Origin of the sequence: Rhizobium anhuiense, from assembly GCF_003985145.1 — a bacterium.
Lineage (GTDB): Bacteria > Pseudomonadota > Alphaproteobacteria > Rhizobiales > Rhizobiaceae > Rhizobium > Rhizobium anhuiense.
This window is the reverse complement of the sequence record NZ_ML133531.1, coordinates 206,036-231,138: the sequence shown is the minus strand read 5'-3', so window position 1 is coordinate 231,138 and position 25,103 is coordinate 206,036. Positions and strand designations below refer to the sequence as shown.

24 protein-coding genes and 5 tRNA genes are annotated in these 25,103 nt (G+C 60.8%); 17 read left to right on the top strand and 12 right to left on the bottom strand.

Annotation, left to right across the window (positions count from 1 at the left end; translation table 11 throughout):
• The first annotated feature begins 230 nt into the window (after positions 1 to 230).
• Together EEQ99_RS24480 and EEQ99_RS24475 are read left to right on the top strand one after the other, a co-directional pair.
• Positions 231 to 500 (top strand): hypothetical protein, encoded by a 270-nt coding sequence (locus EEQ99_RS24480; protein ID WP_063475493.1) that lies wholly within the window; start codon positions 231 to 233, stop codon positions 498 to 500.
• Positions 501 to 666: 166 nt separating this feature from the next.
• Entirely contained in the window at positions 667 to 1,584 is a 918-nt protein-coding gene (locus EEQ99_RS24475; RefSeq protein WP_244604842.1) for a site-specific integrase, read from the top strand.
• A 6-nt stretch (positions 1,585 to 1,590) separates the two neighbouring features.
• Here EEQ99_RS24475 and EEQ99_RS24470 read toward each other — a convergent pair.
• Together EEQ99_RS24470 and EEQ99_RS24465 are read right to left on the bottom strand one after the other, a co-directional pair.
• Positions 1,591 to 1,667: transfer RNA gene (locus EEQ99_RS24470), tRNA-Arg, on the bottom strand.
• A gap of 57 nt (positions 1,668 to 1,724) precedes the next feature.
• On the bottom strand, positions 1,725 to 2,030 hold the full coding sequence (locus EEQ99_RS24465; protein ID WP_063475492.1) for an ETC complex I subunit: 306 nt from the start codon (positions 2,028 to 2,030) through the stop codon (positions 1,725 to 1,727).
• 672 nt (positions 2,031 to 2,702) lie between these two features.
• On the opposite strand from EEQ99_RS24465, the gene EEQ99_RS24460 reads away from it, so the two are divergent.
• Positions 2,703 to 2,779: transfer RNA gene (locus EEQ99_RS24460), tRNA-Pro, on the top strand.
• Between the two features lie 59 nt (positions 2,780 to 2,838).
• On the opposite strand, the gene EEQ99_RS24455 is transcribed toward EEQ99_RS24460, so the two are convergent.
• Together EEQ99_RS24455 and EEQ99_RS24450 are read right to left on the bottom strand one after the other, a co-directional pair.
• Complete coding sequence (locus tag EEQ99_RS24455; RefSeq protein WP_063475491.1) at positions 2,839 to 3,327, bottom strand: DUF192 domain-containing protein; 489 nt, start codon at positions 3,325 to 3,327, stop codon at positions 2,839 to 2,841.
• 1 nt (position 3,328) lies between these two features.
• Positions 3,329 to 3,907 (bottom strand): cold-shock protein, encoded by a 579-nt coding sequence (locus tag EEQ99_RS24450; RefSeq protein ID WP_012757289.1) that lies wholly within the window; start codon positions 3,905 to 3,907, stop codon positions 3,329 to 3,331.
• Between the two features lie 195 nt (positions 3,908 to 4,102).
• Here EEQ99_RS24450 and gloA point away from each other — a divergent pair, with 195 nt between their 5' ends.
• The 6 genes from gloA to EEQ99_RS24420 all read left to right on the top strand — a co-directional run bounded on the left by gloA (position 4,103) and on the right by EEQ99_RS24420 (position 8,684).
• Complete coding sequence (gene gloA, locus EEQ99_RS24445; RefSeq protein ID WP_063475490.1) at positions 4,103 to 4,543, top strand: lactoylglutathione lyase; 441 nt, start codon at positions 4,103 to 4,105, stop codon at positions 4,541 to 4,543.
• Positions 4,544 to 4,709: 166 nt separating this feature from the next.
• Positions 4,710 to 5,777: a YcbK family protein gene (locus EEQ99_RS24440; protein ID WP_047615721.1), complete on the top strand. Its 1,068-nt coding sequence runs from the start codon at positions 4,710 to 4,712 to the stop codon at positions 5,775 to 5,777.
• A gap of 198 nt (positions 5,778 to 5,975) precedes the next feature.
• Positions 5,976 to 6,050, top strand: a tRNA-Glu gene (locus EEQ99_RS24435).
• Positions 6,051 to 6,124: 74 nt separating this feature from the next.
• Positions 6,125 to 6,199 (top strand) — tRNA-Glu (locus EEQ99_RS24430).
• A gap of 176 nt (positions 6,200 to 6,375) precedes the next feature.
• Positions 6,376 to 6,450 (top strand) — tRNA-Glu (locus tag EEQ99_RS24425).
• A 257-nt stretch (positions 6,451 to 6,707) separates the two neighbouring features.
• Complete coding sequence (locus tag EEQ99_RS24420; RefSeq protein ID WP_063475489.1) at positions 6,708 to 8,684, top strand: CgeB family protein; 1,977 nt, start codon at positions 6,708 to 6,710, stop codon at positions 8,682 to 8,684.
• Positions 8,685 to 8,700: 16 nt separating this feature from the next.
• Here the strand turns inward: EEQ99_RS24420 and recJ are convergent, their stop codons facing one another.
• The 5 genes from recJ to EEQ99_RS24390 form a co-directional block, all read right to left on the bottom strand.
• Positions 8,701 to 10,503: a single-stranded-DNA-specific exonuclease RecJ gene (gene recJ, locus EEQ99_RS24415; RefSeq protein WP_063475488.1), complete on the bottom strand. Its 1,803-nt coding sequence runs from the start codon at positions 10,501 to 10,503 to the stop codon at positions 8,701 to 8,703.
• 185 nt (positions 10,504 to 10,688) lie between these two features.
• Entirely contained in the window at positions 10,689 to 10,931 is a 243-nt protein-coding gene (locus EEQ99_RS24405) for a hypothetical protein (protein WP_063475487.1), read from the bottom strand.
• Between the two features lie 160 nt (positions 10,932 to 11,091).
• A complete protein-coding gene (locus EEQ99_RS24400) occupies positions 11,092 to 12,417 on the bottom strand; it encodes a homoserine dehydrogenase (protein WP_063475486.1) in 1,326 nt (441 codons plus the stop codon).
• A gap of 60 nt (positions 12,418 to 12,477) precedes the next feature.
• Positions 12,478 to 13,695, bottom strand: coding sequence for an LL-diaminopimelate aminotransferase (locus EEQ99_RS24395; protein ID WP_047614866.1), 1,218 nt, complete (start codon positions 13,693 to 13,695; stop codon positions 12,478 to 12,480).
• A gap of 221 nt (positions 13,696 to 13,916) precedes the next feature.
• A complete protein-coding gene (locus EEQ99_RS24390; protein ID WP_047614864.1) occupies positions 13,917 to 14,330 on the bottom strand; it encodes a hypothetical protein in 414 nt (137 codons plus the stop codon).
• Between the two features lie 147 nt (positions 14,331 to 14,477).
• Here EEQ99_RS24390 and EEQ99_RS24385 point away from each other — a divergent pair, with 147 nt between their 5' ends.
• Positions 14,478 to 16,331 carry a PHA/PHB synthase family protein gene (locus tag EEQ99_RS24385; RefSeq protein WP_373289141.1) on the top strand — a complete coding sequence of 618 codons (1,854 nt, stop codon included), beginning with the start codon at positions 14,478 to 14,480 and terminating at the stop codon, positions 16,329 to 16,331.
• Positions 16,332 to 16,538: 207 nt separating this feature from the next.
• Entirely contained in the window at positions 16,539 to 17,879 is a 1,341-nt protein-coding gene (locus EEQ99_RS24380) for a DUF2778 domain-containing protein (RefSeq protein ID WP_063475484.1), read from the top strand.
• Between the two features lie 34 nt (positions 17,880 to 17,913).
• Here the strand turns inward: EEQ99_RS24380 and EEQ99_RS24375 are convergent, their stop codons facing one another.
• The gene (locus tag EEQ99_RS24375; protein WP_063475483.1) at positions 17,914 to 19,071 is read right to left on the bottom strand and encodes a pyridoxal phosphate-dependent aminotransferase; all 1,158 of its coding nucleotides are present in this window, start codon (positions 19,069 to 19,071) and stop codon (positions 17,914 to 17,916) included.
• Between the two features lie 211 nt (positions 19,072 to 19,282).
• On the opposite strand from EEQ99_RS24375, the gene EEQ99_RS24370 reads away from it, so the two are divergent.
• The 6 genes from EEQ99_RS24370 (at position 19,283) to EEQ99_RS24345 (ending at position 24,109) form a co-directional block, all read left to right on the top strand.
• Positions 19,283 to 20,041: a DsbA family protein gene (locus EEQ99_RS24370; protein ID WP_047615707.1), complete on the top strand. Its 759-nt coding sequence runs from the start codon at positions 19,283 to 19,285 to the stop codon at positions 20,039 to 20,041.
• Between the two features lie 161 nt (positions 20,042 to 20,202).
• Positions 20,203 to 20,640, top strand: a complete 438-nt coding sequence (gene aroQ / locus EEQ99_RS24365) for a type II 3-dehydroquinate dehydratase (RefSeq protein ID WP_047615706.1) — start codon at positions 20,203 to 20,205, stop codon at positions 20,638 to 20,640.
• 20 nt (positions 20,641 to 20,660) lie between these two features.
• On the top strand, positions 20,661 to 21,125 hold the full coding sequence (accB, locus tag EEQ99_RS24360) for an acetyl-CoA carboxylase biotin carboxyl carrier protein (protein ID WP_063475482.1): 465 nt from the start codon (positions 20,661 to 20,663) through the stop codon (positions 21,123 to 21,125).
• A 4-nt stretch (positions 21,126 to 21,129) separates the two neighbouring features.
• The gene (gene accC / locus EEQ99_RS24355) at positions 21,130 to 22,485 is read left to right on the top strand and encodes an acetyl-CoA carboxylase biotin carboxylase subunit (protein WP_174824496.1); all 1,356 of its coding nucleotides are present in this window, start codon (positions 21,130 to 21,132) and stop codon (positions 22,483 to 22,485) included.
• 7 nt (positions 22,486 to 22,492) lie between these two features.
• Positions 22,493 to 23,107, top strand: coding sequence for a leucyl/phenylalanyl-tRNA--protein transferase (aat, locus tag EEQ99_RS24350; RefSeq protein WP_047614850.1), 615 nt, complete (start codon positions 22,493 to 22,495; stop codon positions 23,105 to 23,107).
• Positions 23,108 to 23,182: 75 nt separating this feature from the next.
• Positions 23,183 to 24,109 (top strand): DUF2167 domain-containing protein, encoded by a 927-nt coding sequence (locus tag EEQ99_RS24345; RefSeq protein WP_127431217.1) that lies wholly within the window; start codon positions 23,183 to 23,185, stop codon positions 24,107 to 24,109.
• A gap of 18 nt (positions 24,110 to 24,127) precedes the next feature.
• Here the strand turns inward: EEQ99_RS24345 and EEQ99_RS24340 are convergent, their stop codons facing one another.
• Together EEQ99_RS24340 and EEQ99_RS24335 are read right to left on the bottom strand one after the other, a co-directional pair.
• The gene (locus EEQ99_RS24340) at positions 24,128 to 24,568 is read right to left on the bottom strand and encodes a DUF2155 domain-containing protein (protein ID WP_047614847.1); all 441 of its coding nucleotides are present in this window, start codon (positions 24,566 to 24,568) and stop codon (positions 24,128 to 24,130) included.
• A 112-nt stretch (positions 24,569 to 24,680) separates the two neighbouring features.
• Positions 24,681 to 25,079, bottom strand: a complete 399-nt coding sequence (locus EEQ99_RS24335) for an NADH:ubiquinone oxidoreductase subunit NDUFA12 (RefSeq protein ID WP_047614845.1) — start codon at positions 25,077 to 25,079, stop codon at positions 24,681 to 24,683.
• Between the last annotated feature and the right edge of the window lie 24 nt (positions 25,080 to 25,103).

Below are 25,103 nucleotides of genomic sequence, written 5' to 3'. Positions count from 1 at the left end.
GCCCGCCTCGTGCTCCTTCAGAATGCCGATAATCTGTTCGTCTGTGAAACGGTTGCGCTTCATTCTCTGGTCCTCTCAATGGGCCAGAGCTTACTTCAAAATGGATTATTTCAACGGGGCAAGGTCAGTACTTCGGGCAAGTCTTCGTGAAGGTCGAATAGGTGCCCCACTGCGGAGCCTGCTGCCGCCACTCGACCCCGCTCGGTCAGGATTCTTAGGGAGATACCGAATTGGTTGCGGGAGATCGATTTGTAGCGTGGCTCATCTTGTGCCTGGTGGGCGGCTTTTGCGTTCACATGTGGTATTGGTACGCCAGGTCGATCATTTTTTACGTTAGAAACGGCTTCGACTTCAGCGAAGATTTCGGGCCTGAATTCTACTGGGACGATCGTGGAGGCGATGATAATCGCCTTTTGATGAAGCCGAAAGAGATGTTCCTGTTCGCCTTGCCTTCCTTTGTGGTGGTGGCAGGCGTGGAGAGACCAGGAACGTGCTCGTGAAGCTCGAAGGCATTCATAAGGTCAAGCGCCCACTGGCGAATGGAGAGGTTCGCATCCACTATTATGCCTGGCGCGGCGGCCCAAAGATGCAATCGGCGCCGGGAACGGAAGAGTTTGCTGAAGCGCCGAGAGCGCGCCTCCCGAGGTGACGACGCTTGGCGATCTGATGGAGGCCTTCGAAAATAGTCCGGCCTTTGCCGCTCTTGCCGAAACCACGCAAGACAGCCACAGAGCCTCGTTCAAGGAAATTCGTAAGGAATGGCCCCGTCTGCCGCTCAAGCTGACGCAGCAGCGCGGCATGAAGGCGATGATTCGCAAGTGGCACCACACTTTTGCAGATCATCCGCGCACGGCCGACCAGATGCTGTTTTCCTTATCTCGCGTCTATACCTATGGGATCGACGAGGAGATCATAGAGAAGAACCCCTGCACTGGGATCGAACGGCTTTACACGGGCTCCCGCAAGGAAAATGTCTGGACGCCGGAACTGATCGCCCTTTTCCGGGCTAAGGCCAAGCCTCACCTGCTTCTCGCCTTCGAGATGGCCATCCACACCGGACAGCTCCAGGCCGACATGTTGCTCGCCACCTGGAAGCAACATAACGGCTCGCACCTGATGTTCGAGCAGGGAAAATCGAAACCAGGCAAGCCGAAGAGGCGAGTTCGGGTGAAGGTTCACAGCGCTCTAAAAGCTATTCTCGACGCCCTTCCGACAGACACAATGCGAATCCTCAACAACTCGCGCGGCCGGCCGTGGTCGAAGAGCGGCTTCAAGACTTCGTGGGGAAAGGAGTGCGATCGGTTGGGGATCGAGGGCGTGACGTATCACGACTTGCAGGGAACCTTCATCACCGATCGCCGGCGGGAAGGATCGACGACGGAACAGATCGCGTCGATTACCGGGCACTCGATTGCAGAGGTCGGGCGCGTGCTGGAGAAGCACTATCTGGCGACCGATCAGCAGACCAGCGATGCCGTCATTCTGAGGATGGAAAGAACATCGCGGAAACAGAAAAGTAAACGGTGCCGAAAACGCTGTAAACGGCCTCTAATCGACGTGTGGAAATGCGCTATAAGTATTTGAAAACGTTGGCGACCCCTGCAGGAATCGAACCTGCGACAACCTGCTTAGAAGGCAGGTGCTCTATCCAGCTGAGCTAAGGGGCCGTCCGGCGGTCGCGTTCAAGGCGCGCGACCGAATGCGGCATATTTGGACGAGAAATCTCAATGCGTCCAGGGCTGCGTGCGGGTATAGCGGAAATTGTCGGGATAGGCGACCACCTGGCGGGCCGCATCCTTCGGCGCAATGACGCGGTATTCGACGCCGTTGCGCTGGGCATAGGCCTCGGCGAGTTCCTGCGTTTCGAAGGTCAGCTTCACCTGCTGGCGCATGTCGCCCGAGGAGGTGTAGCCCATGATCGGATCGATCTTGCGCGGCGACTCCTGATCGAACTCAAGCACCCAGAGATGGGTCTTGGCCTTGCCGGACTGCATGGCGGTCTTGGCTGGACGATAGATCTTGGCAGACATGACTGCGGCGTCTCCGACTATGCGGGCAGTGCCCGGCTTTCATGGTCTCAATCCCGGTTGCCGGGTCTTTTGCTTCATCGCTTGAGATAGCGCGAAGAGATGAATTTTGCTTATCCGCGAATCCGCGGCTTTTCAAGAAAAAAGGCGGTGCGCGACGCACGCTGCCTGCTCCATCTCATGACAAGCCGATGCATTGGGGAAACAAGGCTATCGGCGGGCGAAGCGGCTTTGGGTCGTCTTCCCACCTGTCGATCCAGCCCTCTCTTCATGGCCGAGGGACCTCAGGCCGAATTGCGCAATGTTACCGATCGTCGCATGTTGTGATTACAAGCTGATTGCCGCAGCCGGTCCCTGGCACTATCTACGGCTCCATCGGTTTCAGTGGATTTGCACTCATGATGAAACGTTCGCCAGAGTTCAATGCCATTGCGTTAGGAGCTGGTATCACGGCTTTCTTCTACGTCGTCATCAGCTACGCCCAATATCTCGGCCTGATCGCCCACGGCTGAGGCAGCCTTGTCCTGACGTTCAATGCGCCCGGCACGGCAGACGTGCGACCCATCAAGATTTTTCTATAGCATCCACAGGGCAGGCGAGGAATCTTCGACCAGCGCTGGATTTATGGGTTGCGACGGCGAAGTGAACCGTGTATCTCCCCTGCCATTCACGGCACGGAGTGTAGCGCAGTCTGGTAGCGCATCTGGTTTGGGACCAGAGGGTCGGGAGTTCGAATCTCTCCACTCCGACCATTCAATATCCTGATATTCCTGAATTCCCTCGCAGCCGCCTGCGCGCGACCCTGCCGCCGTCACTTCGCCTTGCTTGTCGTCGTGGCGCTGACGATCCTGTCGCCGGACTTGATTCCAAGCTTGGCGACGACGCCTGCATTGAGTTCGACGACGTATTTCACCTCGCCCATCGAATCGATGATATCGCGCGAATAGGGCTTTGCGTTTTCCTTGATGTGGCGGATCGTGCCGGTGTCGTCGGCAAAGAGCATGTCGAGCGGCAGAATGGTGTTTTCCATCCACATGGTGACGCGCCGCGGCTCGTCGAAATCGAAGATCATGCCGGCATCATCGGCCATCGTCTTGCGAAACATCAGCCCGCGGGCGCGCTGATCGGGGGTCGAGGCGATCTCTACGGTGAAATGCAGCACCTTGCCCGCGGCGGTCTGGATGAGCAGCGGCTCCTTGTCGAACCGCATCTGCTCCTCGGCCAAGGCCGGCAGCGCAGCCATGAAAAAAAGCGCCAGGATGGCGCTTCGGATGGCATGAAACAGGGACAGGCCACGCATGTCAGTGCGACCGGCTTGCCGGGCTCGGAACATCAGGATGGATCTCTGCGGCCATCAGGCCCTTTTCGCCGTCGCCGAAGCGGACAAGCACCACCTGGCCGGGACGCAGTTCCGTCAGGCCGAAGCGACGGAGCGTCTCCATATGCACGAAGATATCTTCCGTGCCCTCGCCGCGCGTCAGGAAGCCGAAGCCCTTGGTGCGGTTGAACCATTTGACCAGCGCACGCTCGAGCCCGCTCGTCGCGGTGACCTGCACATGGGTGCGCACCGGCGGCAGCTGCGACGGATGAACCGCGGTCGACTGGTCCATCGAGAGGATCTTGAAAGCCTGGTAGCCGCGCTCGCGGCGCTGGATGAGGGCGACGATGCGCGTTCCCTCGAGGATGGTCTGGTAACCGTCGCGGCGCAAACAGGTCACGTGCAGGAGAACATCCTGCATGCCGTTGTCGGGTACGATAAAGCCGAAACCCTTGGCGACGTCGAACCACTTGACGACGCCGGTGATTTCAACAAGATCGACCGCCTCTCCTGATAGCTCGTCGAGATCGGAGTATTCGTTCGATGAAATCCTGTCAGCCATTGTCGCCAGCCCCTCGAATACGCGTCACACTGTTACGGTTAACTGATTCTTGAAATCAAGATTAACATCTTGGTAACGGATAAGCGCAAGTCCTAGTTTTCGGTTATTCCCAGCTGCACATTTTATAAAGTTGACTTGCCCGAAGCTGACCTCGGCTTGCTGAAAAAAGCCAGCCCCAATAAAGGAGTAGATAGAATGCGTTATCTCCACACAATGGTACGGGTCAAAGACCTGGATGCCTCCCTCGCCTTTTACACCACGCTGTTCGGGCTGGAGGAGATTCGCCGCCACGAAAACGAAAAGGGCCGCTTCACCCTGGTTTTCCTGGCCGCTCGCGACGATCTCGACCGTGCACGCAACGAAAAAGCTCCCTGCCTCGAACTGACTTACAACTGGGATACAGAGGATTATAGCGGAGGACGCAATTTCGGCCACCTCGCTTATGAGGTCGACGATATTTATGCGATCTGCCAGAAGTTGATGGACAATGGCGTCACCATCAACCGGCCGCCGCGCGATGGGAACATGGCCTTCGTGCGCTCGCCCGACGGCATCTCGATCGAAATCCTGCAGAAAGGCAGCCCGCTTCCGCCCGCCGAACCCTGGGCCTCGATGGGCAATACCGGCGCCTGGTAAGGGTTTTTCGCCGCAAGGCTTTTGCGAAACTTGCGGCTTTTGCGATTTCGGGTCCGGCCGGCGCCTTGCCGCTTGCCGCGATCCGGCCCCGCAGGCAATCTCCCGATGACTCGAAGCGGAAGGCGGCGTTTATGCCCATTTTCCGCATCAACTGGAGACTGCTCGCTTGCGTAACATGCAGATGCGGATGCCCGTGACGGGCGCTTTGCTGATCGCCACCTCGGTGCTGGCGCTGTCCGGCTGCGCGTCGGACAAGAAGGCGCTCGATTCCGCCGCAGTTGCTCCGGCGGCGTCGGCCACAGTCCCTCAGCTTGCCACGGTAGCGCCCGCAGGCTCTGTCCCTCGTTCGGGCTACACGGACCCTCGACTCGTCAACGTCTCCGGCGCCCAGGCCGCGCCTCAGCTCGTCGCGCAGGATCCGAATGCCGCCGTCCCGCCGGCCGATCCGGCGAGCACAGCACCTGCCAATATCGGCGGGCTCGTCCTGCAGTCGACCCGGATCAACGCGCAGGCGATGAGCATTTTTTCCGATCATCAGCCGGCGCCGCAAAACAACAGCACGTCAACCGTCATCCAGCCGCAGGCCTATGCGCCGGTGCAAGGGGCGGCACCCGCGCGAAGCAGCGTCTACAGCCAGCCATACGTGCCGCAGCCGCCGGCGGAGCCGGTGCTGCCGCAGCAATCCTCACAGAACAACAGCACCCAGCTTGCGCCAGTTCAAACAGCGTCGCTCGCCACGGGCAGCATTCCGACCTCGACGATGAATGCGCTCTACAGCGCGCCGAAGCAGAACCTGCTCGGCAGTCTTTCCGGCCTGCTGCAAAAGGCCGCCCTGCCCGGCATGACGCGTATCGCGCCGAATGGCCTGCATGTGCAGAACGACAAGGTCGAGGTCGGCTGCTTCAAGCCCGACCTGCTGAAAGTGATCAAGACGGTCGAAAACCATTTCGGCCGGCCGGTTATTGTCACGTCAGGCTACCGCGACGAAGAGCACAACCGCCTGGTCGGTGGCGCCGACGAATCGATGCACAAGAGCTGCGAGGCGGCCGACATCCAGATCGACGGCGTAACGAAATGGGATATCGCCGCCTATATCCGTTCGCTCCCGAACCGCGGCGGCGTCGGCACCTATTGCCATACGGATTCGGTCCACCTCGATACCGGCAAAACCCGTGACTGGAACTGGGGCTGCGGCGGCAAACGCGCGCCGATAACGACCGCAAGAGCAATCTGACGACCGCGCGATTTTCGCATTACGTTACGGCAGCACCACCTCGCCTCGTTAAAGAAACAGCCGGCAGCCCGTTGATTCGGCTTCAATAATCGGCTTTTCGAACACGCCCGGATTTCTTGTCACTTTTTTGAAAGAAAAACCGCAATTCCGCTTGCGGGATTCAAAACGCCTGACTATAAGGGCGCCACCACGAAGGAAGCGCCCTTCGTCTATCGGTTAGGACACCAGATTTTCATTCTGGGAAGAGGGGTTCGACTCCCCTAGGGCGTGCCACTTTCTCTCCATATAGAAGCCATCACATCCGCTTGCAGAAGCCGGTGCGCATTCCTATTTCAGTAAAGTTGCCTGCGCCCTTCGTCTATCGGTTAGGACGACAGATTCTCATTCTGTAAAGAGGGGTTCGACTCCCCTAGGGCGTACCACTGGATTGCGCAATGGCGCCCAAACCAGCCCGCTGGCTTATCTTTCCCGGCCCCGTCGCCTGACGATACCAGGTTTTTCCACAGTCGAAAAAAATCGGCGAAAACGATGATTTTTTCACGCCTTGGCGCTTGCGGCCTTCGAAGGTGCTGACTATAAGGGCGCCACCACGAAGGAAGCGCCCTTCGTCTATCGGTTAGGACACCAGATTTTCATTCTGGGAAGAGGGGTTCGACTCCCCTAGGGCGTGCCACTTCTCTCCCCAAAAATCATCCGTCTATTCGAGCCAGATTCGCGGCCTTGTTTGCCGCTCGCACCTCTCCTTCGGCGCAAACCTCTCGTAGCGTCCGCGCTCTACGTACGAACATCGCGGCTTAACCTTTCCCCTGGTCTAGCGAAACTCGTGCCAACAGTGTGGCGCAAGCTTCACGTCCAATAGTCGGCCCCAAACCAGCCCGAATGCCGTTTCGTGAATCACGGAGACGGCGGCCATGCACGAAGGACGATGCCTTGACGATCAATCAGCCCATTTCCGCTCTGCCGGCCGGTCTTCCTGATCTGGCGCTTCTCACGGAAAAAGCGGCCGGCACGGGATCGGTCATCGTCTATCAGCCCTATCTCGATCCTTCGCAGCGCAGCCAGCTCGACGCGGCTGCCGTGCCGCTCGACATCTCGTTCAATACGCAGGCGACAACCCGCGAATATGAGCTCTTCCACATCCTGCATCAGCATCACGAGGCGATCGGCCTCGGTGACGACGTGTTCTGGGGGCTGCTCTCCAGCAAATTCGAGATTAAATCGGTGACCAGCTTCCCGTCCTTTGTCACCGAGGCGGAAAAAGCCAGGGCCGAAGGTGCAGACGCCTATCTTTACAATCCGCTGATCGGCCACGCGGCGATTTACAGCAACGTTTGGGAACATTCGCTGCTTGGCGGCCATCCCGGCATGGAGCCGATCTTCCTGCATATCCAGGAGCTCGGCTATCCGATTGCGCCGCCGCAGGACAAGACTGCCTTCATGTTCTGCAACTATTTCTGCGGCAACCGGAAATTCTGGTCCGGCTATTTCGCCTTTTGCGAACGCATTCTCGAATCGCTCGAAAATCAAGCGCGCGTCGGCACCCCGGCGGGTACCGCCTATGCCGGTGAGGCTCACTATTCACGCGATGCCAACGCGAAGATGCGCCCCTTCGTGATCGAACGTCTGCTCGGGCTTTATGTCCAGCAGGCTGCCGCCGCCGGATTGAAGATCGCCGCCTTCGTACCGACCGTTGCCGATTTCGAATGGAAGTTCGGTGTCCGCCTCGGCCGTATGCTGCATGGTCTTTTCACCACCAAGGAAGCCTTTCTGCGCAGCCGTGACCAGGCTCTCCTGACCTCGTGGCAGGAAGGCCGCCAGCCGCTCATCAAGCAGCCGCATCTGATCTGGGGGACTGATGATCCGCCCGCCTGGATGCCGCGCGGCCAATTCATCGGCGGCCGCGAATTGATGCGCGCCTATGCTTCGCAGGCTTCAGGCGCCTCTGCGGCGCCGCAGCAGCCGGTACGGACCGAAAGGCCCGCTCTGCCAGCCGCGCCGAAGATCGAGCAGCCGCTCCGCAACCCGTTGCAGCCCTTTGCCGGCGGATGGCAGGCGCACAAGGACCGTCATTGCATCTGGATCGTGACGCCGGCCAACTACAGTCATAGCCACGCCTTCGACGAAGTCGCGCTCGGCCTGCAGGGCGCCTTCGAGGAACTCGGCGGCTCGGCACCGATCGTCCGCGACATGAATGCGTTCGCCGGCCGCGCGCCGATCATCTACGGCGGCAATCTTCTCCCCGCCGAAATCGTCGGCCATCTGCCGCAGGACAGCGTCATCATCAATCTCGAGCAGGTGTCGGAAGAAAGCATCTGGATCAATTCGCGCTACACCTCGATCCTGAAGTCGCTTCCGGTTCTCGACTACAGCCCGCGCAACCGGGAAAATCTCGCCGCCAAGGGCATTGACCATGCCGGCGTGCTCGAGGTCGGCTATAGCCGCTGCCTCAGCCAGATACAGCATGCCCCCGTCAAAGATATCGACGTGCTCTTCTACGGCTCGATGAACGAACGCCGCCACCATATCCTGAAGACGCTGGAGCAAGGCGGGCTCAAGGTCGCGCACCTCTTCAACATCTATGGCGCGGAACGCGACGCGGCGATCGCCCGTTCCAAGATCGTCATCAACATCCATCATTATACGAGCGGCGTCTTCGAGATCGTGCGCATTTCCTATCTGCTCGCCAATCGCGTCTGTGTGCTGACCGAAGGCGATATCCGCGACCCGGATCTCCAGCCCTTCAGCGGCGGCCTGGCGGTCGAGCCCTATGACAAGATGATAGAGCGCTGCCATAAGCTGATCGGAGATACCGCCGAGCGCGATTCCATCGCCGCGAAGGGCTTTGCGGCCATGAAGAGCCGATCGCAAGCGGAGATGCTGATGAGCGTCATGACCGCCGGCAGCTGATGAAATTCGCAGAAGATTACCGCGCCGGAGCCGCGTCGCAGACGCGCAGCTGGATGCGGCGTGAACCCTGGTAATGCTCGGCCCCGAGCGAACCCGCGACATGCAGGCTGGCGCCGCGTGAATTGATGAGAAGATTGCCGAGTGCCGTATCGGCGGCGCGGAAGGCGATGCCGTCGAGCCGCGATCCGTCCATTGCCTCCAGCGTCACCTTCACATGTTTCTCGCCGACGAGGCGGGCATCGCGCACGCGATGTGCCGGCACGGCAAAGAGCGGCTGGGCGTGACCGGAGCCATAGGGGCCGGCGGCCTCCAGGCGGTCGATGAGTTCGAGAGTGGCGCCGCTTGCGCCGATCGCGCCGTCGATCTTCAGCGTCTCGTTGGCGACGAGGCTGGCCACCGTCCTTTCGGCCTTCTCCGTGAAGAAGCTTCTCAGCCTGCCGAGATTGGCGCGCTCGACCGTCAGCCCGGCGGCCATGGCGTGGCCGCCGCCCTTGACGAGAATCCCCTCGTCGACCGCAGACCGCACCATCCTGCCCATGTCGAAGCCGTTGATCGAGCGGCCCGAGCCGGTGCCGCGGCCGGAGGGATCGAAGGCGATGGCGAAGGCCGGCCGTTTGAATTTCTCCTTCAGCCGCGCCGCGATCAGCCCGACGATGCCGGGATGCCATTTCTCATGGGCAGTGACGATGACGGAGGCCCCCTCGCCGTCGCCATATTCGGCGAGCGCCTCGGCTTCCGCCTCCTGCAGCATGATGGCCTCCATCGCCTGGCGTTCGCGGTTGAGCTCGTCGAGGCGCTGCGCGATCATTTCTGCCTCACCGGCGTCGTCGAGCGTCAGCAGGCGGCTTCCGAGCGCCGCATCGCCGATCCGCCCGCCGGCATTGATGCGCGGTCCGATCAGGAAGCCGAAATGATAGGGTGTCACCGGACCTGCGAGCCCCGCCTTGCGGAAGAGTGCCGCAAGCCCGGCATTGCTCTGGTGGCGAGCGGCGACCAGCCCCTTCACCACATAGGCGCGGTTAAGGCCCTTCAGCGGCACGACATCGCAGACCGTCGCCAGCGCCACGATATCCAGCCATTGCAGCAGATCGATCGCCAGGATGCGCTTGTTGCCGGCCGCACGCAGCAGCCTCAGCGTTGCGACCAGCACCATGAAAACCACGCCGGCTGCGCAAAGATGCCCCTGCCCCGAGAGATCGTCCTCGCGGTTCGGGTTGACCAATGCATGGCAGCGCGGCAGCTCATGTGTCACCTGGTGGTGATCGATGACGACGACATCGACATTGCGCGCGGCAGCGGCTGAAAGCGCCTCGTGACTGGTGGAGCCGCAATCGACGGTGACGATCAGCTGGGCGCCATTGTCGATCAACTGGTTGATCGCCGCCGGATTGGGGCCGTAACCTTCGAAGACGCGGTCGGGAATATAGATGTTCACCTTGACGCCGAAATGGCTGAGAAAGCGATACATCAGCGCCGAGGACGCCGCGCCATCGACATCATAGTCGCCGAAGATCGCGACGCTCTCGCCGCGCTCGATGGCGCTCACGAGGCGGACTGCGGCCTTTTCGCAATCGGTCAATGTGTGAGGATCGGGCATCAGGCTGCGGATCGTCGGATCGAGGAATTCGATCGCCTCGTCCACCGTGACGCCGCGCCCGGCCAGCACGCGGGCGATCAGATCCGGCAGTCCGTGAATCTGCGACATGGCCAGCGCGCGGTTCTGCCCGGCCTGGTCGAGCCGCGCGACCCAGCGATTGTCGAGCGCGGATTTCTCCACGCCGAGAAACGCGCGCTGTACCGGATCGACGGGATCTGCCATGCCACACTCCGCTGACTTCATCTGCTCTTTCTACAGGAGCAGCGGAGATAACATAGCGATGGATTTACAGACACGGATATTTACCAAAGCATGTCGCGCAAAAGTGTGCGGCGGTTTTGCGAAAACGACATGCGTGCAAGCAAAAACTCTAAAGCGCGAGCGAATCTGAAAGATCGCGACACGCTTTAGAATACCGCCCAGACGATCAGGGCGATGCCGGCCAGTTGCACCAGTATGACCGAAAACAGCGTCAGCAGAATGGCCCAGTTACGGCCTTCCGTGTGTTCGTCGCCGTCAACCTCCTCAGGGACCTCCTGGCGAATTTCATGGTAGGCCGGCTTGAGAGTTTGCTCAAGCATATCAGGACGGCCTGGCGGCACCTCGCTCGGGCGGCCATACCCCTTCCCGGCGTGGCTGTCCTTGCTCATGAAATTCTCCACCCAGACGACTCACCATCTCTGGTTTAGTTATATCAATATTTCGGTATCTGTTAATATAGGCTTCCGTAACGAAAGGTTGCATAGATAGCAGAAAAAACCGCCCTGCCAGAGGCGGGGCGGCTCAACTATTCCGCACGGGAAGAATGGCTCAGCCTTCCTCTTTCGGCCGCTCGATGCGAATGACCTGCGGCTCGCCGAAGAGATAACCTTCCGACTTGATCGAGGCGACCGCCCTGCGCACCGACTCCTCCATCGTCGCGTGGGTGACGAGAATGATCGTCTGGTGATGCGAGGGGGCCAGATGCTGCTTGGAGCGCTGGACGATCGATTCCAGCGAGATGTTGTTTTCTGCCATGCGGGTTGCGACGCTGGCAAAGACGCCGGTGCGGTCGAGCACGGTCAGGCGGATGAAATAGCCGCCTTCATGGCTCTGCATCTGCGCCTTGCGGTAGGGCTCCAGCGTCGTTGCGGGATGGCCGAGCACCGGTACGCGCTGGGCGCCCGGCTGGCTCTTGGCGATATCGGCGATGTCGCCGAGCACCGACGAGGCCGTGGCATTGCCGCCGGCGCCGGGGCCGACCATCAGCAGCTCGCCGAGCACGTCGGATTCGATCGCCACCGCATTGGTGACGCCGTCGACCTGGGCAATGACCGAATCTACAGGCACCATTGTCGGATGGACGCGCTGCTCGATGCCGGTATCGGTGCGCTGGGCAACACCCAGGAGCTTGATGCGATAACCGAGCTCGGCGGCGGCGTGGATATCCTCGATCGAAATGTTGGTGATGCCTTCCAGATAGATATCGTCGGCCGCAATGCGATTGCCGAAGGCGAGCGTCGTCAGGATGGACAGCTTGTGGGCCGTGTCGTTGCCCTCGATATCGAAGGCCGGATCGGCCTCGGCATAACCCAGCCGCTGCGCTTCCTTGAGGCATTCGGCGAAGGAAAGCCCCTCCTTCTCCATCTTGGTCAGGATGTAATTGCAGGTGCCGTTCATGATGCCGTAGATGCGCGAGACGGCATTGCCCGTCAGCGATTCGCGCAGCGCCTTGATGACCGGGATGCCGCCGGCGACTGCCGCCTCGAAGTTCAACAGCGCGCCCTTCTCCTCGGCGATCATCGCAAGCTCGACGCCGTGATAGGCAAGCAGCGCCTTGTTGGCTGTCACCACATGGAGACCACGCTGGAGTGCGGCGCGCACCGAGACGTTGGCCGCCCCTTCGGCGCCACCCATCAACTCGACGAAGACGTCGATATCGCCCTTTTCGGCAAGGTCTTCCGGGCGGTCGAACCAGGTAACAGCGGAAAGATCGATGCCGCGGTCCCTCGTCCTGTCACGCGCGGAGACCGCGGTGATGGTGATCGGACGCCCGCAGGTGACGGCAAGCTCGTTGCTCTTCTGCTGAATGATGCGGACTAGCGAGGCGCCAACGGTGCCCAAGCCCGCAATGCCGATTTTGAGGGCATCTGCCATGGATCGATCCTGAATGTCTGTGTGGCGGCAGCCGTAAAACACGGCTGCCGGAGAGTTGGATTAGCGGTGCGCGTTCAGCGAGATGACGTTATGCATCGTCTCGTCTGCCGTCGACATGAACTTCTTGATGTTGCGCGCAGCCTGGCGGATGCGGTGTTCGTTCTCGACAAGCGCCAGACGGACATAGTCGTCGCCCATTTCGCCGAAGCCGATGCCCGGGGCAACGGCGACGTCGGCCTTCTCGACCAGCAGCTTGGAGAACTCCAGCGAACCGAGATGACGGAACTTTTCCGGGATCTTCGCCCAGGCGAACATGGTGGCAGCCGGCGGCGGCACGTCGAAGCCGGCCTTGCCGAAGCTTTCGACCATGACGTCGCGGCGACGTTTATAGACGTTGCGGACTTCCGCAATGTCGGAGCCGTCGCCGTTCAGCGCATGCGTCGCCGCCACCTGGATCGGCGTGAAGGCGCCGTAGTCGAGGTAGGACTTGACGCGGGTCAGCGCCGCGATCAGCCGCTCGTTGCCGACGGCAAAGCCCATGCGCCAGCCGGGCATGGAGAAGGTCTTCGACATCGAGGTGAACTCGACCGTGACGTCGATCGCACCCGGTACTTCGAGAACCGACGGCGGCGGGGCGCCGTCGAAGTAGATCTCGGAATAGGCGAGGTCGGAAAGCACGATGATGTCGTGTTTCTTGGCGAAGGCGACGACGTCCTTGTAGAAATCGAGCGTCGCGACAAAGGCTGTCGGGTTCGAGGGGTAGTTGAGAATCAGCGCCAAGGGCTTCGGGATCGAATGCCGGACCGCGCGTTCGAGCGGCTCGAAGAAGCTCGCATCCGGCTCCACCGACATGGAGCGAATCACGCCGCCTGCCATCAGAAAGCCGAAGGCGTGGATCGGATAGGTGGGGTTCGGGCAGAGGATCACGTCGCCAGGCGCGGTGATCGCCTGCGCCATGTTGGCGAAGCCTTCCTTGGAGCCCAAGGTGGCGACCACCTGCGTATCCGGGTTGAGCTTGACGCCGAAACGGCGGGCGTAATAGGCGGCCTGGGCGCGGCGCAGCCCCGGAATGCCCTTGGACGACGAATAACGGTGCGTGCGCGGATCCTGCACGACCTCGCACAGCTTGTCGACGATCGACTGGGGAGTCGGAAGGTCAGGGTTTCCCATGCCGAGATCGATGATATCGGCGCCGCCCGCTCGCGCGCTTGCTTTCAAACGGTTGACCTGTTCGAAAACATAAGGCGGCAAACGCCGGACTTTGTGAAACTCTTCCATTTCATTCCCCATGGAAAGGCGGCTTTTCGGGCCGCAGTCGAAGTTCGTTCCGTCTCCCGGCGGCTGCGACACGAACTTCAGAATCGCAACGCCGTATTCATCAGACCCAAGCCACGCGGCAAATCTTTGACGGAAAGGCCGCGTAACGCGCTTTATCGGGAAAATTATGTCTTCCGATCCATCCGGAAGGCTTTGCGTCCAAATTGCCTGAAAGGCAAGGTCTATTTGGAGATTTCGGAGAGCGTATCGGTGCCGTGCTCGGCGGCCAGGCGCCGCATTTCGGCGACCTTGGCCTGATAATCGGCTTCCGAGAGGGTGCCGGCCTTGCGCTGGGCGGCAAGTGCGGTCAGCTGATGCTGCAGGTTGGCCGCCTGCTCGTCGCTCATCTGGACGTTGGCGGCCGTCAGCGGCGCGCCGAAATTCGGATAACCGTCCGGCGACTTAGCAAGGCCGCCTTCGACCGCCTCGCCCTTGGTCGCCGGCATGACGACGGCGGTCGGCGCCGCTCGCTTGGCGGCGGCGGCGGCCTTCTGTTCCGCCGTCAGATTGCATCCGGCAAGGGCCATCGCCGCCGCGGCGCAGATCAGTGCGGTGCGGTTGAAGGTTGCGATGCGCAAAATGCCGTTCTTCGTCATGCCTCAAAAATCCAGTTCTGACTGCTTCGACTGTTAAATTTGTCGCAGCCACAAAGCAATAGCATGAGCCGACGCGCGTGGAACTTGTTTTCTCGTTCAATCACGATGTACAACGATTGGATAAAAAGAGTGCTGCCGCCGGAGGAAATGGTGACCGACAGCAAGAAGGAGAGTGGCGGCAAGGCCGGTATCGACGCGACCGATCTCGATCCCTATCTGCTGAAGGATCCCGAGGCCATGGCGATGAATTTCGCCCGGGCGCTCGAAAATCTCGGACAGGCAGCGTCTGCCTGGCTTGCGCCGCGCGAACGCGGCGAGATCACCGAAAGCGCCATCGATCCGATGACCGACATGGTCAAGACGCTCTCCAAGGTCACCGAATACTGGATTTCCGATCCGCGCCGGACCTTCGAGGCGCAGACCCAGCTGATGTCCTCGTTCTTCGGTATCTGGATGCGATCGATGCAGCGCATGCAAGGCGCGAGCGGCCTGCAGGGCGGCCCCACGCCGCCGGAGCCGGATACCCGCAAGGACAAGCGCTTCTCGGACGAGGACTGGCAGAAGAATCCGTTCTTCGATTTTCTCCGCCAGGTCTATTTCGTCACATCAGACTGGGCGGAAAAGCTGGTGTCGGAGACCGACGGCCTCGACGAGCACACCAAGCACAAGGCCGGATTCTATGTGAAGCAGATTACGGCTGCGCTATCGCCGACCAACTTCGTCGCCACCAATCCGCAGCTCTACCGCGAGACGATCGCCACCAGCGGCGCCAATCTGGTGCGGGGAATGAAAATGCTCGCCGAGGATATCGCCGCCGGACATGGCGATCTTCGCCTTCGCCAGACCGACATGACGAAATTTGCCGTTGGCCGCGACATGGCGCTGACACCAGGCAAGGTGATCGCCCAGAACGACATCTGCCAGATCATCCAGTACGAGGCTTCGACCGAAACGGTGCTGAAGCGGCCGCTGCTGATCTGCCCGCCCTGGATCAACAAATTCTATATTCTCGACCTCAACCCGCAGAAATCCTTCATCAAATGGTGCGTCGACCAGGGTCAGACCGTCTTCGTCATTTCCTGGGTCAATCCGGATGCGCGCCACGCCGATAAGGACTGGGCGGCCTATGCCCGCGAGGGCATCGATTTCGCGCTTGCGACAATCGAGAAGGCGACCGGCGAGAAAGACGTCAACGCCGTCGGTTACTGCGTCGGCGGCACGCTGCTGGCGGCGACACTGGCGCTGCATGCCAAGGAAAAGAACAAGCGCATCAAGACCGCGACCCTCTTCACCACCCAGGTCGACTTCACCCATGCCGGCGATCTCAAGGTTTTCGTCGACGAGGAGCAGCTTACGGCGCTCGAAGAGCATATGCAGGCGGCCGGCTATCTCGACGGCACGAAGATGTCGATGGCCTTCAACATGCTGCGCGCCTCCGAGCTGATCTGGCCCTATTTTGTCAACAACTACCTGAAGGGCCAGGATCCCCTGCCCTTCGACCTCTTGTTCTGGAACGCCGATTCGACCCGCATGGCAGCGGCAAACCATGCCTTCTACCTACGCAACTGCTATCTCCGGAATGCGCTGACGCGAAACGAGATGATCCTCGACGGCAAGCCGGTGTCGCTCAGGGACGTGAAGATCCCGATCTATAATCTCGCCACCCGCGAGGATCACATCGCGCCTGCCAAGTCCGTCTTCCTCGGCAGCCAGTTCTTCGGCGGCAAAGTGGAGTTCGTCGTCACCGGCTCGGGACACATCGCGGGCGTCGTCAACCCGCCCGACAAGAAGAAGTATCAATATTGGACCGGCGGCCCCGCCAAGGGCGACTACGAGACCTGGCTCGACCAGGCGACCGAGACGCCGGGATCGTGGTGGCCGCATTGGCAGGCCTGGATCGAGACGCATGACGGCAGACGCGTGCCGGCGCGCAAACCCGGCGGCGACGCGTTGAACGCGATCGAGGAAGCGCCGGGAAGTTATGTGATGGAGCGCGCCTGAGAAGGCCCAAAGCATCTCTTTGTGAGACGTCGAGAGAAAGAGCGACGCCGCGTAAATAAATTAGAAACCATAATTCGTCATCCTTGCGAAACAGTCGGATGTCGCAACTGGTCTAAATTCGGCCCATTTGCGCCTTTACCGGCCCCGGCGAAGTTTAGTCAGTCAGTGCCGCCGGCCTGCGTAGCGAGTTTGAAAGACGAGTGTAGTATGGCGTTTGCGGTCGGGACGTTCGATAACGTCACCCCTCTTGGCGGATCTGCTTTCCGTTGGCGCAGATCTCGCGGTTTTCTTTGCGGTGTCGTCGGCGCCGGATTTCTGACCTCCACATGGCTGATCGCGACTTTCGCGACGATGCATTCGATGGCCGTGCCCTATTCTCCGTCTGATCGCCTGACACAGGTCGGGACCGCGCCGAAGCTGGCGCCGCCGTCACACCATGAGCGGCTGATTCATGTCGGCAAGGCCGATCGGCTGGCTCCCTTTGACGCGAAACCGAAGATGCCGCTAACGGCGAGCCTCATCCAATCCCATGCCGAAAAGACCGCCGCCGCGGCAACGGCGCTGGCCGCTCTGACAAAGAACAATCGGCTCACCATAGCTGCCGAGCAACCGGTCGTCGCCGCGATTTCCGACAGCGCCAAATTCCGCAAGGATGATGTGATCGCGCCGCCGCCGCTCGAGCTTGCCTCGGTAAAGCCAGAAGCAGGCGATAGCGACCGGATCATTATTCCCTCGAAAGAGGCCATCGCCGCAGCCGAAGTCCCGGCCCTGCTTGCGCTTGCCGATGCCGGACCCCGGCAGATCGCGCCGGCCCCGGTCGAGCCGGCCGCATCTCCCGTCAGAACCGCCTCCATTCCCGCCTCAGAACCCGCACCTGTCGTGGTTGCCGCCGCGGAAGAAGCGCCGCCCTTCGATCTCGTCCTGGCCCCGGATGAAGGTTCCGTGCCGCTGCCGATGGCGCGTCCCGATGGCCTCGTCGGCAAACCGGCGCCGACCGCCAAGGGTTCGCAGCGCGCTGGCGAGCCGGCACTTGCCTACGCCCAGCCGAACTCGCCGATCGAAGATGACGAAGACGATGCCGTGCCGCGTTACGACAAGCCGGTCTTTTCGCCCAAACTGCGCGCAGGCGTGGCGATCTACGACATCGAGAACAGCACCGTCTATCTGCCGAACGGCGAACGGCTGGAAGCCCATTCCGGCCTCGGCAAGATGCGCGACAACCCGCGCTACGTGGACAAGAAGATGCGCGGACCGACACCGCCGCACACCTATGTCCTCACCATGCGCGAAGCCCTTTTCCACGGCGTCGAGGCGCTGCGCCTGACGCCGGTCGAGGGTTCGGACGCCATCTTTGACCGCGTCGGCCTGCTGGCCCACACCTACATGCTCGGCAGGAACGGCGATTCCAACGGCTGCGTCTCGTTCAAGGATTACAAGCGCTTCCTCGCCGCCTACAAGCGCGGCGACATCAAGCAGCTCGTGGTGGTGCCGCGGCTGAACAACAAACCGGCTTCGACGCTCGCCTCGCTGTTTTCATCGCGAAGCTAGCCGATAGGAGAGCGAGCAGCCGGCTGCCGGCGCGCTACTTCAACCAGGCTGCGATTCGTTCCACCGCCTCGGCGATCTCGGCTTCCGAGCCCGCATAGGATAGACGCAGGGTTCGATTTCCTTCCAGGGGATCGAAGTCAAGGCCGGGCGTTGCCGCGACGTCGATTTCCGCGAGCATGCGTTTGGCAAAGCCCATGCTGTCATTGGAAAAGCGGGTGACGTCGAGGTAGGCGTAGAAGGCGCCGTCCATCGGCGAGGCGATCGAAAGGCCGATCTGCGGCAGGCGCCGCATCAGCAGCTCGCGGTTGGCGGCATAGCTCGCCTTGTAACGATCCAGCTCGGCACCGGCGCCGAGAGCGGCGGTGGCGGCGATCTGGGAGAGCTCGGGCGGGGAAATATAAAGGCTCTGCGCCACCCGCTCTATCGGCCGCACCAGCCGTTCCGGCAGCACCATCCAGCCTATCCGCCAGCCGGTCATGCAATAATATTTGGAGAAGGAATTGATGACGATCGCCTCGTCTGTCAGCTCCAGCGCGCTCGCCTCCTCGCCGGCAAAGGTCAGCCCGTGATAGATTTCATCAGAGATGAAGGCGATGGAATGGGCGGCGCAATAATCCGAAAGCGCCTTCAGCCCCTCGCGGCCGGTCACCGTGCCGGTCGGGTTGGCGGGGCTTGCAAGCAGCACGCCTTTCAGCGTCAGGCCGCTTTCCTTCTGCGCCACTTCCAGGCTCTCAGGGGTGAGCGTAAAGTGGGTCTCGGCCGTGACAGGCACTTCGAGAACCTTCAGACCCAGCGCGCCGAGAATGTTGCGATAGGCGGGATAACCGGGCCTTGCGATCGCCACCGCATCGCCGGCATCGAAGAGCGACAGGAAGGCCAGATTGAAGCCCGCCGAGGAGCCGGTGGTGATGGCAATGCGCGCGGGATCGATCTCCAGTCCGTGGCGATCCCTATAGTGCCAGGCAAGTGCGGATTTCAACCGCGCCGTCCCCAACGCATCGGTATAACCGATCCGGCCGTCAGAAAGTGCGGCGCGCGCCGCCTCGAGGGCTGCCTGAGGCGCCGGATGCGAGGGCTGACCGACCGCCATCGAAATCACGGGATGACCTCTTGCACGCCGTTTCGTCGCCTCCGCCAGAACGTCCATAGCGTGAAAAGGCTCGACTTCGCTGCGTTTCGATATGGAAAACAAGATCGCTTCTCACTCGGCTTCTTCAATGACGGCCCGACAATTGCCGTATTAATCGGCTCATCACAATCCCGCGAGGGCCGCGCGGGGATGAAAAATTCCTGTTTGATGAGAACCGGACGCGCCGTACCTTGACGCGACGCATTCAAGTCCATTAACCCGACGACGGTCTTCTCGACAAAGAGACGGCCACACCGCCGCTGACGAGGATATCATGGCATTCTTCCCGAAAACCTTCACCGCACTGGCGCTTGCCGCATCGATCGCCCTTCCGCTTCCGGCGGCGGCGCTCGACGACCAGCAGAAGAAGGAGTTCGGCGAATTCATCAAGCAATATCTGATCGAGAATCCCGAGATCATGATCGAAGTCCAGGATGCGCTGCAGAAAAAGCAGGAAGCCCAGCGGCTGGTGAAGGCCAATATGGCGATCGAAGAGAACACCGCCGACATCTTCGATTCGAAGAACGACGTCACGCTCGGCAATCCCAAGGGCGATGTCACCGTCGTCGAATTCTTCGATTACAATTGCAGCTATTGCCGGCACGCACTTCCCGACATGCAGGCGATGCTGAAGAAGGACAAGAACGTCCGCTTCGTGCTCAAGGAGTTTCCGATCCTCGGACCGGATTCGGTCGCCGCCCACAAGGTAGCCGATGCCTTCCGCAAGCTGGCGCCGGAGAAATATGCCGATTTCCATGTCGCCCTTCTCGGCACCGAGGGCCGCGCTTCCGACGAAACAGCGATCGCGGTCGCCGCTTCGCTCGGCGTCAGCGAGGACAAGATCCGCGCCGAGATGGCAAAGAGCCCGAATGACGGCATCGTCCAGGCGACCTACCAGCTCGCCTCCAGCCTCGGCATCAGCGGCACGCCCTCCTATGTGATCGGCAACGAACTGGTGCCGGGCGCCGTCGGGCTCGACGATCTCGAAGCCAAGGTCAAGAACATGCGCAGTTGCGGCAAGACTGCCTGCTGAGCAAACCAGCCGCCGGTCGGCCGCCCATCAAATCGCCAAAATCGAAGCGTTTCAGCCATGTGGACAAATGTGGCGTGATTCCCGCTGGCCAACCCGTAAGGGCTTTCATTCAGCCTTCGCGGAGTCTATAGGTTGCCGTCGTACATTTTACGGAACATTCGATGACGCAAACGATTTTCGTCCTGAACGGCCCCAACCTGAACATGCTGGGTAAACGAGAGCCCGGCATTTATGGCGGCAAGACGCTGAAGGACATCGAAGCCGACTGCAAGGCCGCCGGCCGCGAGTTCGGGTTTGATATCGATTTCCGGCAGAGCAACCACGAAGGCACGCTTGTGGACTGGCTCCACGAGGCAGATGAAAAGGCCGCCGGCGTTGCCATCAACGCGGGCGCCTATACGCATACATCGGTCGCGCTGCATGATGCGATCCGCGCCATTTCCATTCCCGTCATCGAGCTCCACATATCCAACGTGCATGCACGGGAAGAATTCCGTCACAAGTCGATGATCGCGCCGGCATGCAAGGGCGTGATCTGCGGCTTCGGGACTCACAGCTACATCCTGGCGCTCCACGCGCTGAAGAACATCACGGCATAAGAAGAAGACAGGGCAACACCATGGCTGAAAAGAAATCGGGTATCGATCAGGCACTGATCCGCGATCTCGCCAATATTCTCAACGATACGGATCTGACAGAGATCGAGGTCGAGCAGGACGACCTGCGCATCCGCGTTTCGCGCGCCGGTACGCCGCAATACGTCCAGGCGCCGATCGCAGCACCCAGCTATGCCGCAGCCGCTGCGCCGGCAGCCGCTGCCGCGCCGGCCGCAGCGCCCGCCCGTAACCCCGCCAACGTCGTCAATGCTCCGATGGTCGGCACCGTCTACATGGCGCCGGCTCCGGGCGCGCGTCCGTTCATCGAGGTCGGCGCGACCGTCAAGGAAGGCCAGACGCTCATCATCATCGAAGCAATGAAGACGATGAACCAAATCCCCTCGCCGAAGTCCGGCAAGGTGACCGAGATCCTCGTCGATGACGGACATCCCGTCGAATACGGCCAAGCCCTCGTGGTCATCGAATAGGCCGATGCCCATGATTTCGAAAATCCTCATCGCCAATCGCGGGGAAATCGCCCTTCGCGTGCTCCGGGCCTGCAAGGAGCTCGGCATCGCCTGCGTCGTGGTTCATTCCACTGCCGACGCCGATGCCATGCATGTGCGCCTTGCCGACGAAAGTGTCTGCATCGGCCCGCCCTCCTCGCGCGAGAGCTATCTCAACATCCACCAGATCGTCGCCGCCTGCGAGATCACCGGCGCCGATGCCGTGCATCCGGGTTACGGCTTTCTGTCGGAGAACGCCAAGTTCGCCGATATCCTCGATGCCCATGGCATCACCTTCATCGGGCCGACGGCGGACCATATCCGCATCATGGGCGACAAGATCACCGCCAAGACGACGGCGCTCGAACTCGGCATTCCCGTCGTTCCGGGCTCGGACGGCGAAGTGAAGACCGAAGAGGACGCGCTGAAGACGGCCGCCGAAATCGGCTATCCCGTGCTGATCAAGGCCACCGCCGGCGGTGGCGGACGCGGCATGAAGGTCGCCAAGAGCGAGGCCGACCTGATCGAAGCCTGGTCGACGGCGCGCACGGAAGCGGCAGCCGCCTTCGGCAACGATGCCGTCTACATGGAAAAATATCTCGGCAAGCCGCGCCACATCGAAATCCAGGTGTTCGGTGACGGCGAAGGCAATGCCATCCATCTCGGCGAGCGCGACTGCTCGCTGCAGCGCCGCCACCAGAAGGTTTGGGAAGAGGCGAATTCGCCGGCACTCAACGTCGAGCAGCGCATGAAAATCGGCCAGATCTGCGCCGACGCCATGAAGAAGCTGAAATATCGCGGCGCCGGCACGATCGAATTCCTTTACGAGAATGGCGAGTTCTATTTCATCGAAATGAACACCCGTTTGCAGGTGGAGCATCCGATCACCGAAGCGATCACCGGCATCGACCTGGTGCATGAGCAGATCCGTGTCGCTTCCGGCGGCGGTCTCTCGGTGACGCAGGACGAAGTGCATTTTTCCGGTCACGCCATCGAATGCCGCATCAATGCCGAGCACCCGCGCACCTTCGTGCCCTCGCCCGGCACGATCACCCATTTCCACGCGCCGGGCGGCCTCGGTGTGCGCATCGATTCCGGTGCCTATCAGGGCTACAAGATCCCGCCCTATTACGACAGCCTCATCGGCAAGCTGATCGTGCACGGCCGCACCCGTGTTGAATGCATGATGCGCCTGCGCCGGGCGCTCGACGAATTTGTTGTCGACGGCATCAATACGACGCTGCCGTTGTTCCAGGATCTCGTCTCCAACCAGGATATCGCCAACGGCGACTACGACATCCACTGGCTGGAACACTACCTCGCCAACACACCGGCGGCATAGGGCAGGAATGGCAGGATCGCGCAGGAAGTCACCAGGCATCACCCCTGACATTCTCCTGCGCGCCTATTCCATCGGCCTCTTCCCGATGGCCGAATCCGCCGACGACCCGGAGATCTTCTGGGTCGAACCGGAGCTGCGCGGCGTGCTGCCGCTCGACCATTTCCATGTGTCGAAGAGTCTTGCCAAGACGGTGCGCAGGAAACCCTTCGAGATCCGTTTCGATCACGCTTTCGATCAGGTGATCGCGGCTTGCGCGGAGGAGACATCCGGGCGCCCGAGTACCTGGATCAACAAGACGATTCGATCACTTTACGCGACGCTCTTCGACATGGGCCATGCCCATACCGTCGAAGCCTGGGATGGCGACGAACTGGTCGGCGGTCTCTACGGTGTCTCCCTCGGCTCGGCCTTCTTCGGCGAAAGCATGTTTTCGCGCCGCACGGATGCCTCGAAGATCTGCCTCGTGCATCTGGTCGACCGGCTACGGGAAAGGGGCTTCACCCTGCTCGACACGCAATTCACCACCGAGCACCTGAAGACGTTCGGAGCGATCGACGTTCCGAAGGCCGATTATGCCGTGATGCTTGCGACGGCGATGGAGTCGCCGCACCTCAAGTTTTAAGCCCGATTGATTCATCCAAACGTTGATTTTCCACCTGGTTTGGCTAGGCTCCGGAATGCAACGGGGGATAGAATTTTGAAACGATATTTTGCAGCCGCGATCCTTTTCGCCTTGTTGACGAGTCAGGCCGGCGCACGCCCTTACCAAGAGATGTTTGCGAACAGGAGCGATTTTTCCGACGCAGAAAAGCCATTGCTGGAGAAGCTCGATTTTCAGCAGGGCGTGATCAAGCTGCCTGAAGCCAAGGCAACGCTGAACGTACCCGCCGACTTCTACTATCTCAGCCCTGCCGACGCGAAGACGGTGCTGGTCGATATCTGGGGAAACCCGCCGGCGGCGGCGGGAACGATGGGGATGATCTTCCCGGCAAAATATGCGCCGACCGATATCGAGGCCTGGGGTTCCACCGTCGAATACAATGCTGACGGCTATGTTTCCGACGCCGATGCCGCCACGACCAACTACGACGAATTGCTGCAGAACATCAAAGACGCGATCCGCGAAAACAACGCCGAACGCGAAAAGCAGGGGTTTCCGAAGATCACGCTTGTCGGCTGGGCCTCCACGCCGCACTACGACCAATCTGCGCATGCGATGCACTGGGCTCGGGATCTGATCTTTGGCGACGACACGCAGCCGCAGCACACGCTGAATTATTCCGTGCGTGTGTTCGGCCGCCAGGGCGTATTTCAATTCAACTTCGTCGCCGGCCTCGATCAGTTGAAAGAGATCGAAGGCGTCATTCCGACCGTCACCAAGCTCGTACAGTTCGACAAGGGAATGGCTTATGGCGACTATGTCGAGGGCGACAAGATCGCGGCCTATGGGATGGCGGGAATGATCGCTGCGGGCGCGGGCGCCAAGATTGCCGCGAAGGTAGGATTGCTGGCACTCGCCCTCGCCTTCTTCAAGAAGGCCGGCGTTCTCGTCTTCATCGTGCTCGCCGGTGCGCTTCGCTTTGCCAAGGGTCTTTTCAAGAGGAACAAGACACCCACAGCATAACGCGGCCGTCAGGTCGCGTTAGCGGGCTGTCGCCTTGGCGCCGTCAGGCGCCGGGACGTCCGAGCTCGTCTTGCAGTCCTTCAGCCAGACGTCGTAGATCGGGTGCTCGACGGCATTGAGGCCGGGGCTGGCGGCGAACATCCAGCCGGTGAAAATGCGGCGGATCTTGCGGTCGAGGGTGATTTCATCGACCTCAACAAAACCGTCGATCTTCTGCGCTTCGGCCTGGTCGCGCGAATAACAGGCCTTCGGTGTCACTTGCAGCGCGCCGAACTGCACCGTCTCGTTGACATAGACGTCGAAGGTCGTGATGCGGCCGGTAATCTTGTCGAGGCCGGAGAAGACGGCAACCGGATTTTCGATGCGTGCGGCATTTGCCGCAACTGGCGGAAGCAGGGCCGAGAGCGCCAGCAGCGATCCCGCGGCACGCAGCACCATGTTCCGCGTGAAGAGCTTCATGTACCCGTCTCCAGACATTTTCAGTTCACGGCCGCGGTCAAGCGCGGCCAACCTGCGGGTAAAGGTCAATTGTGGCCAAAAGCCGGGCCTGGAATTGCCCGTTCGAGCCGTCTCAGTTGCCGGGCGTCCAGGCGTCGTAATCGCCGGTGACGCGCGGCCGCTCACCCGGAACGGCGATGGAGCCCGGCGGACGGTAAGCCTGCGGCGAACCGGTTAGGTTGGGGCGATGCCCCTTCTGCCATTCCTTGGCGACGTAGTTTTCCTTGGACGGGGGAACGTCGGTGCGATGATGCATCCAGCCATGCCAGCCCGGCGGAATGGCGGAGGCTTCGGCATAACCCTTGTAGATCACCCAGCGCTTCGGCAGACCGTAGGAAGACATGCCGCCTTCGTAATAGACGTTACCGAATTCATCCTCGCCGACACGCTTGCCAAAACGCCAGGTCGCAAAACGCGTGCCCATCGTCTGACTGTTCCACCAGGTGAAGGTTTGAACCAGAAGATTCCACATGTCTTTTCCTTGTGCCCGCCGGGT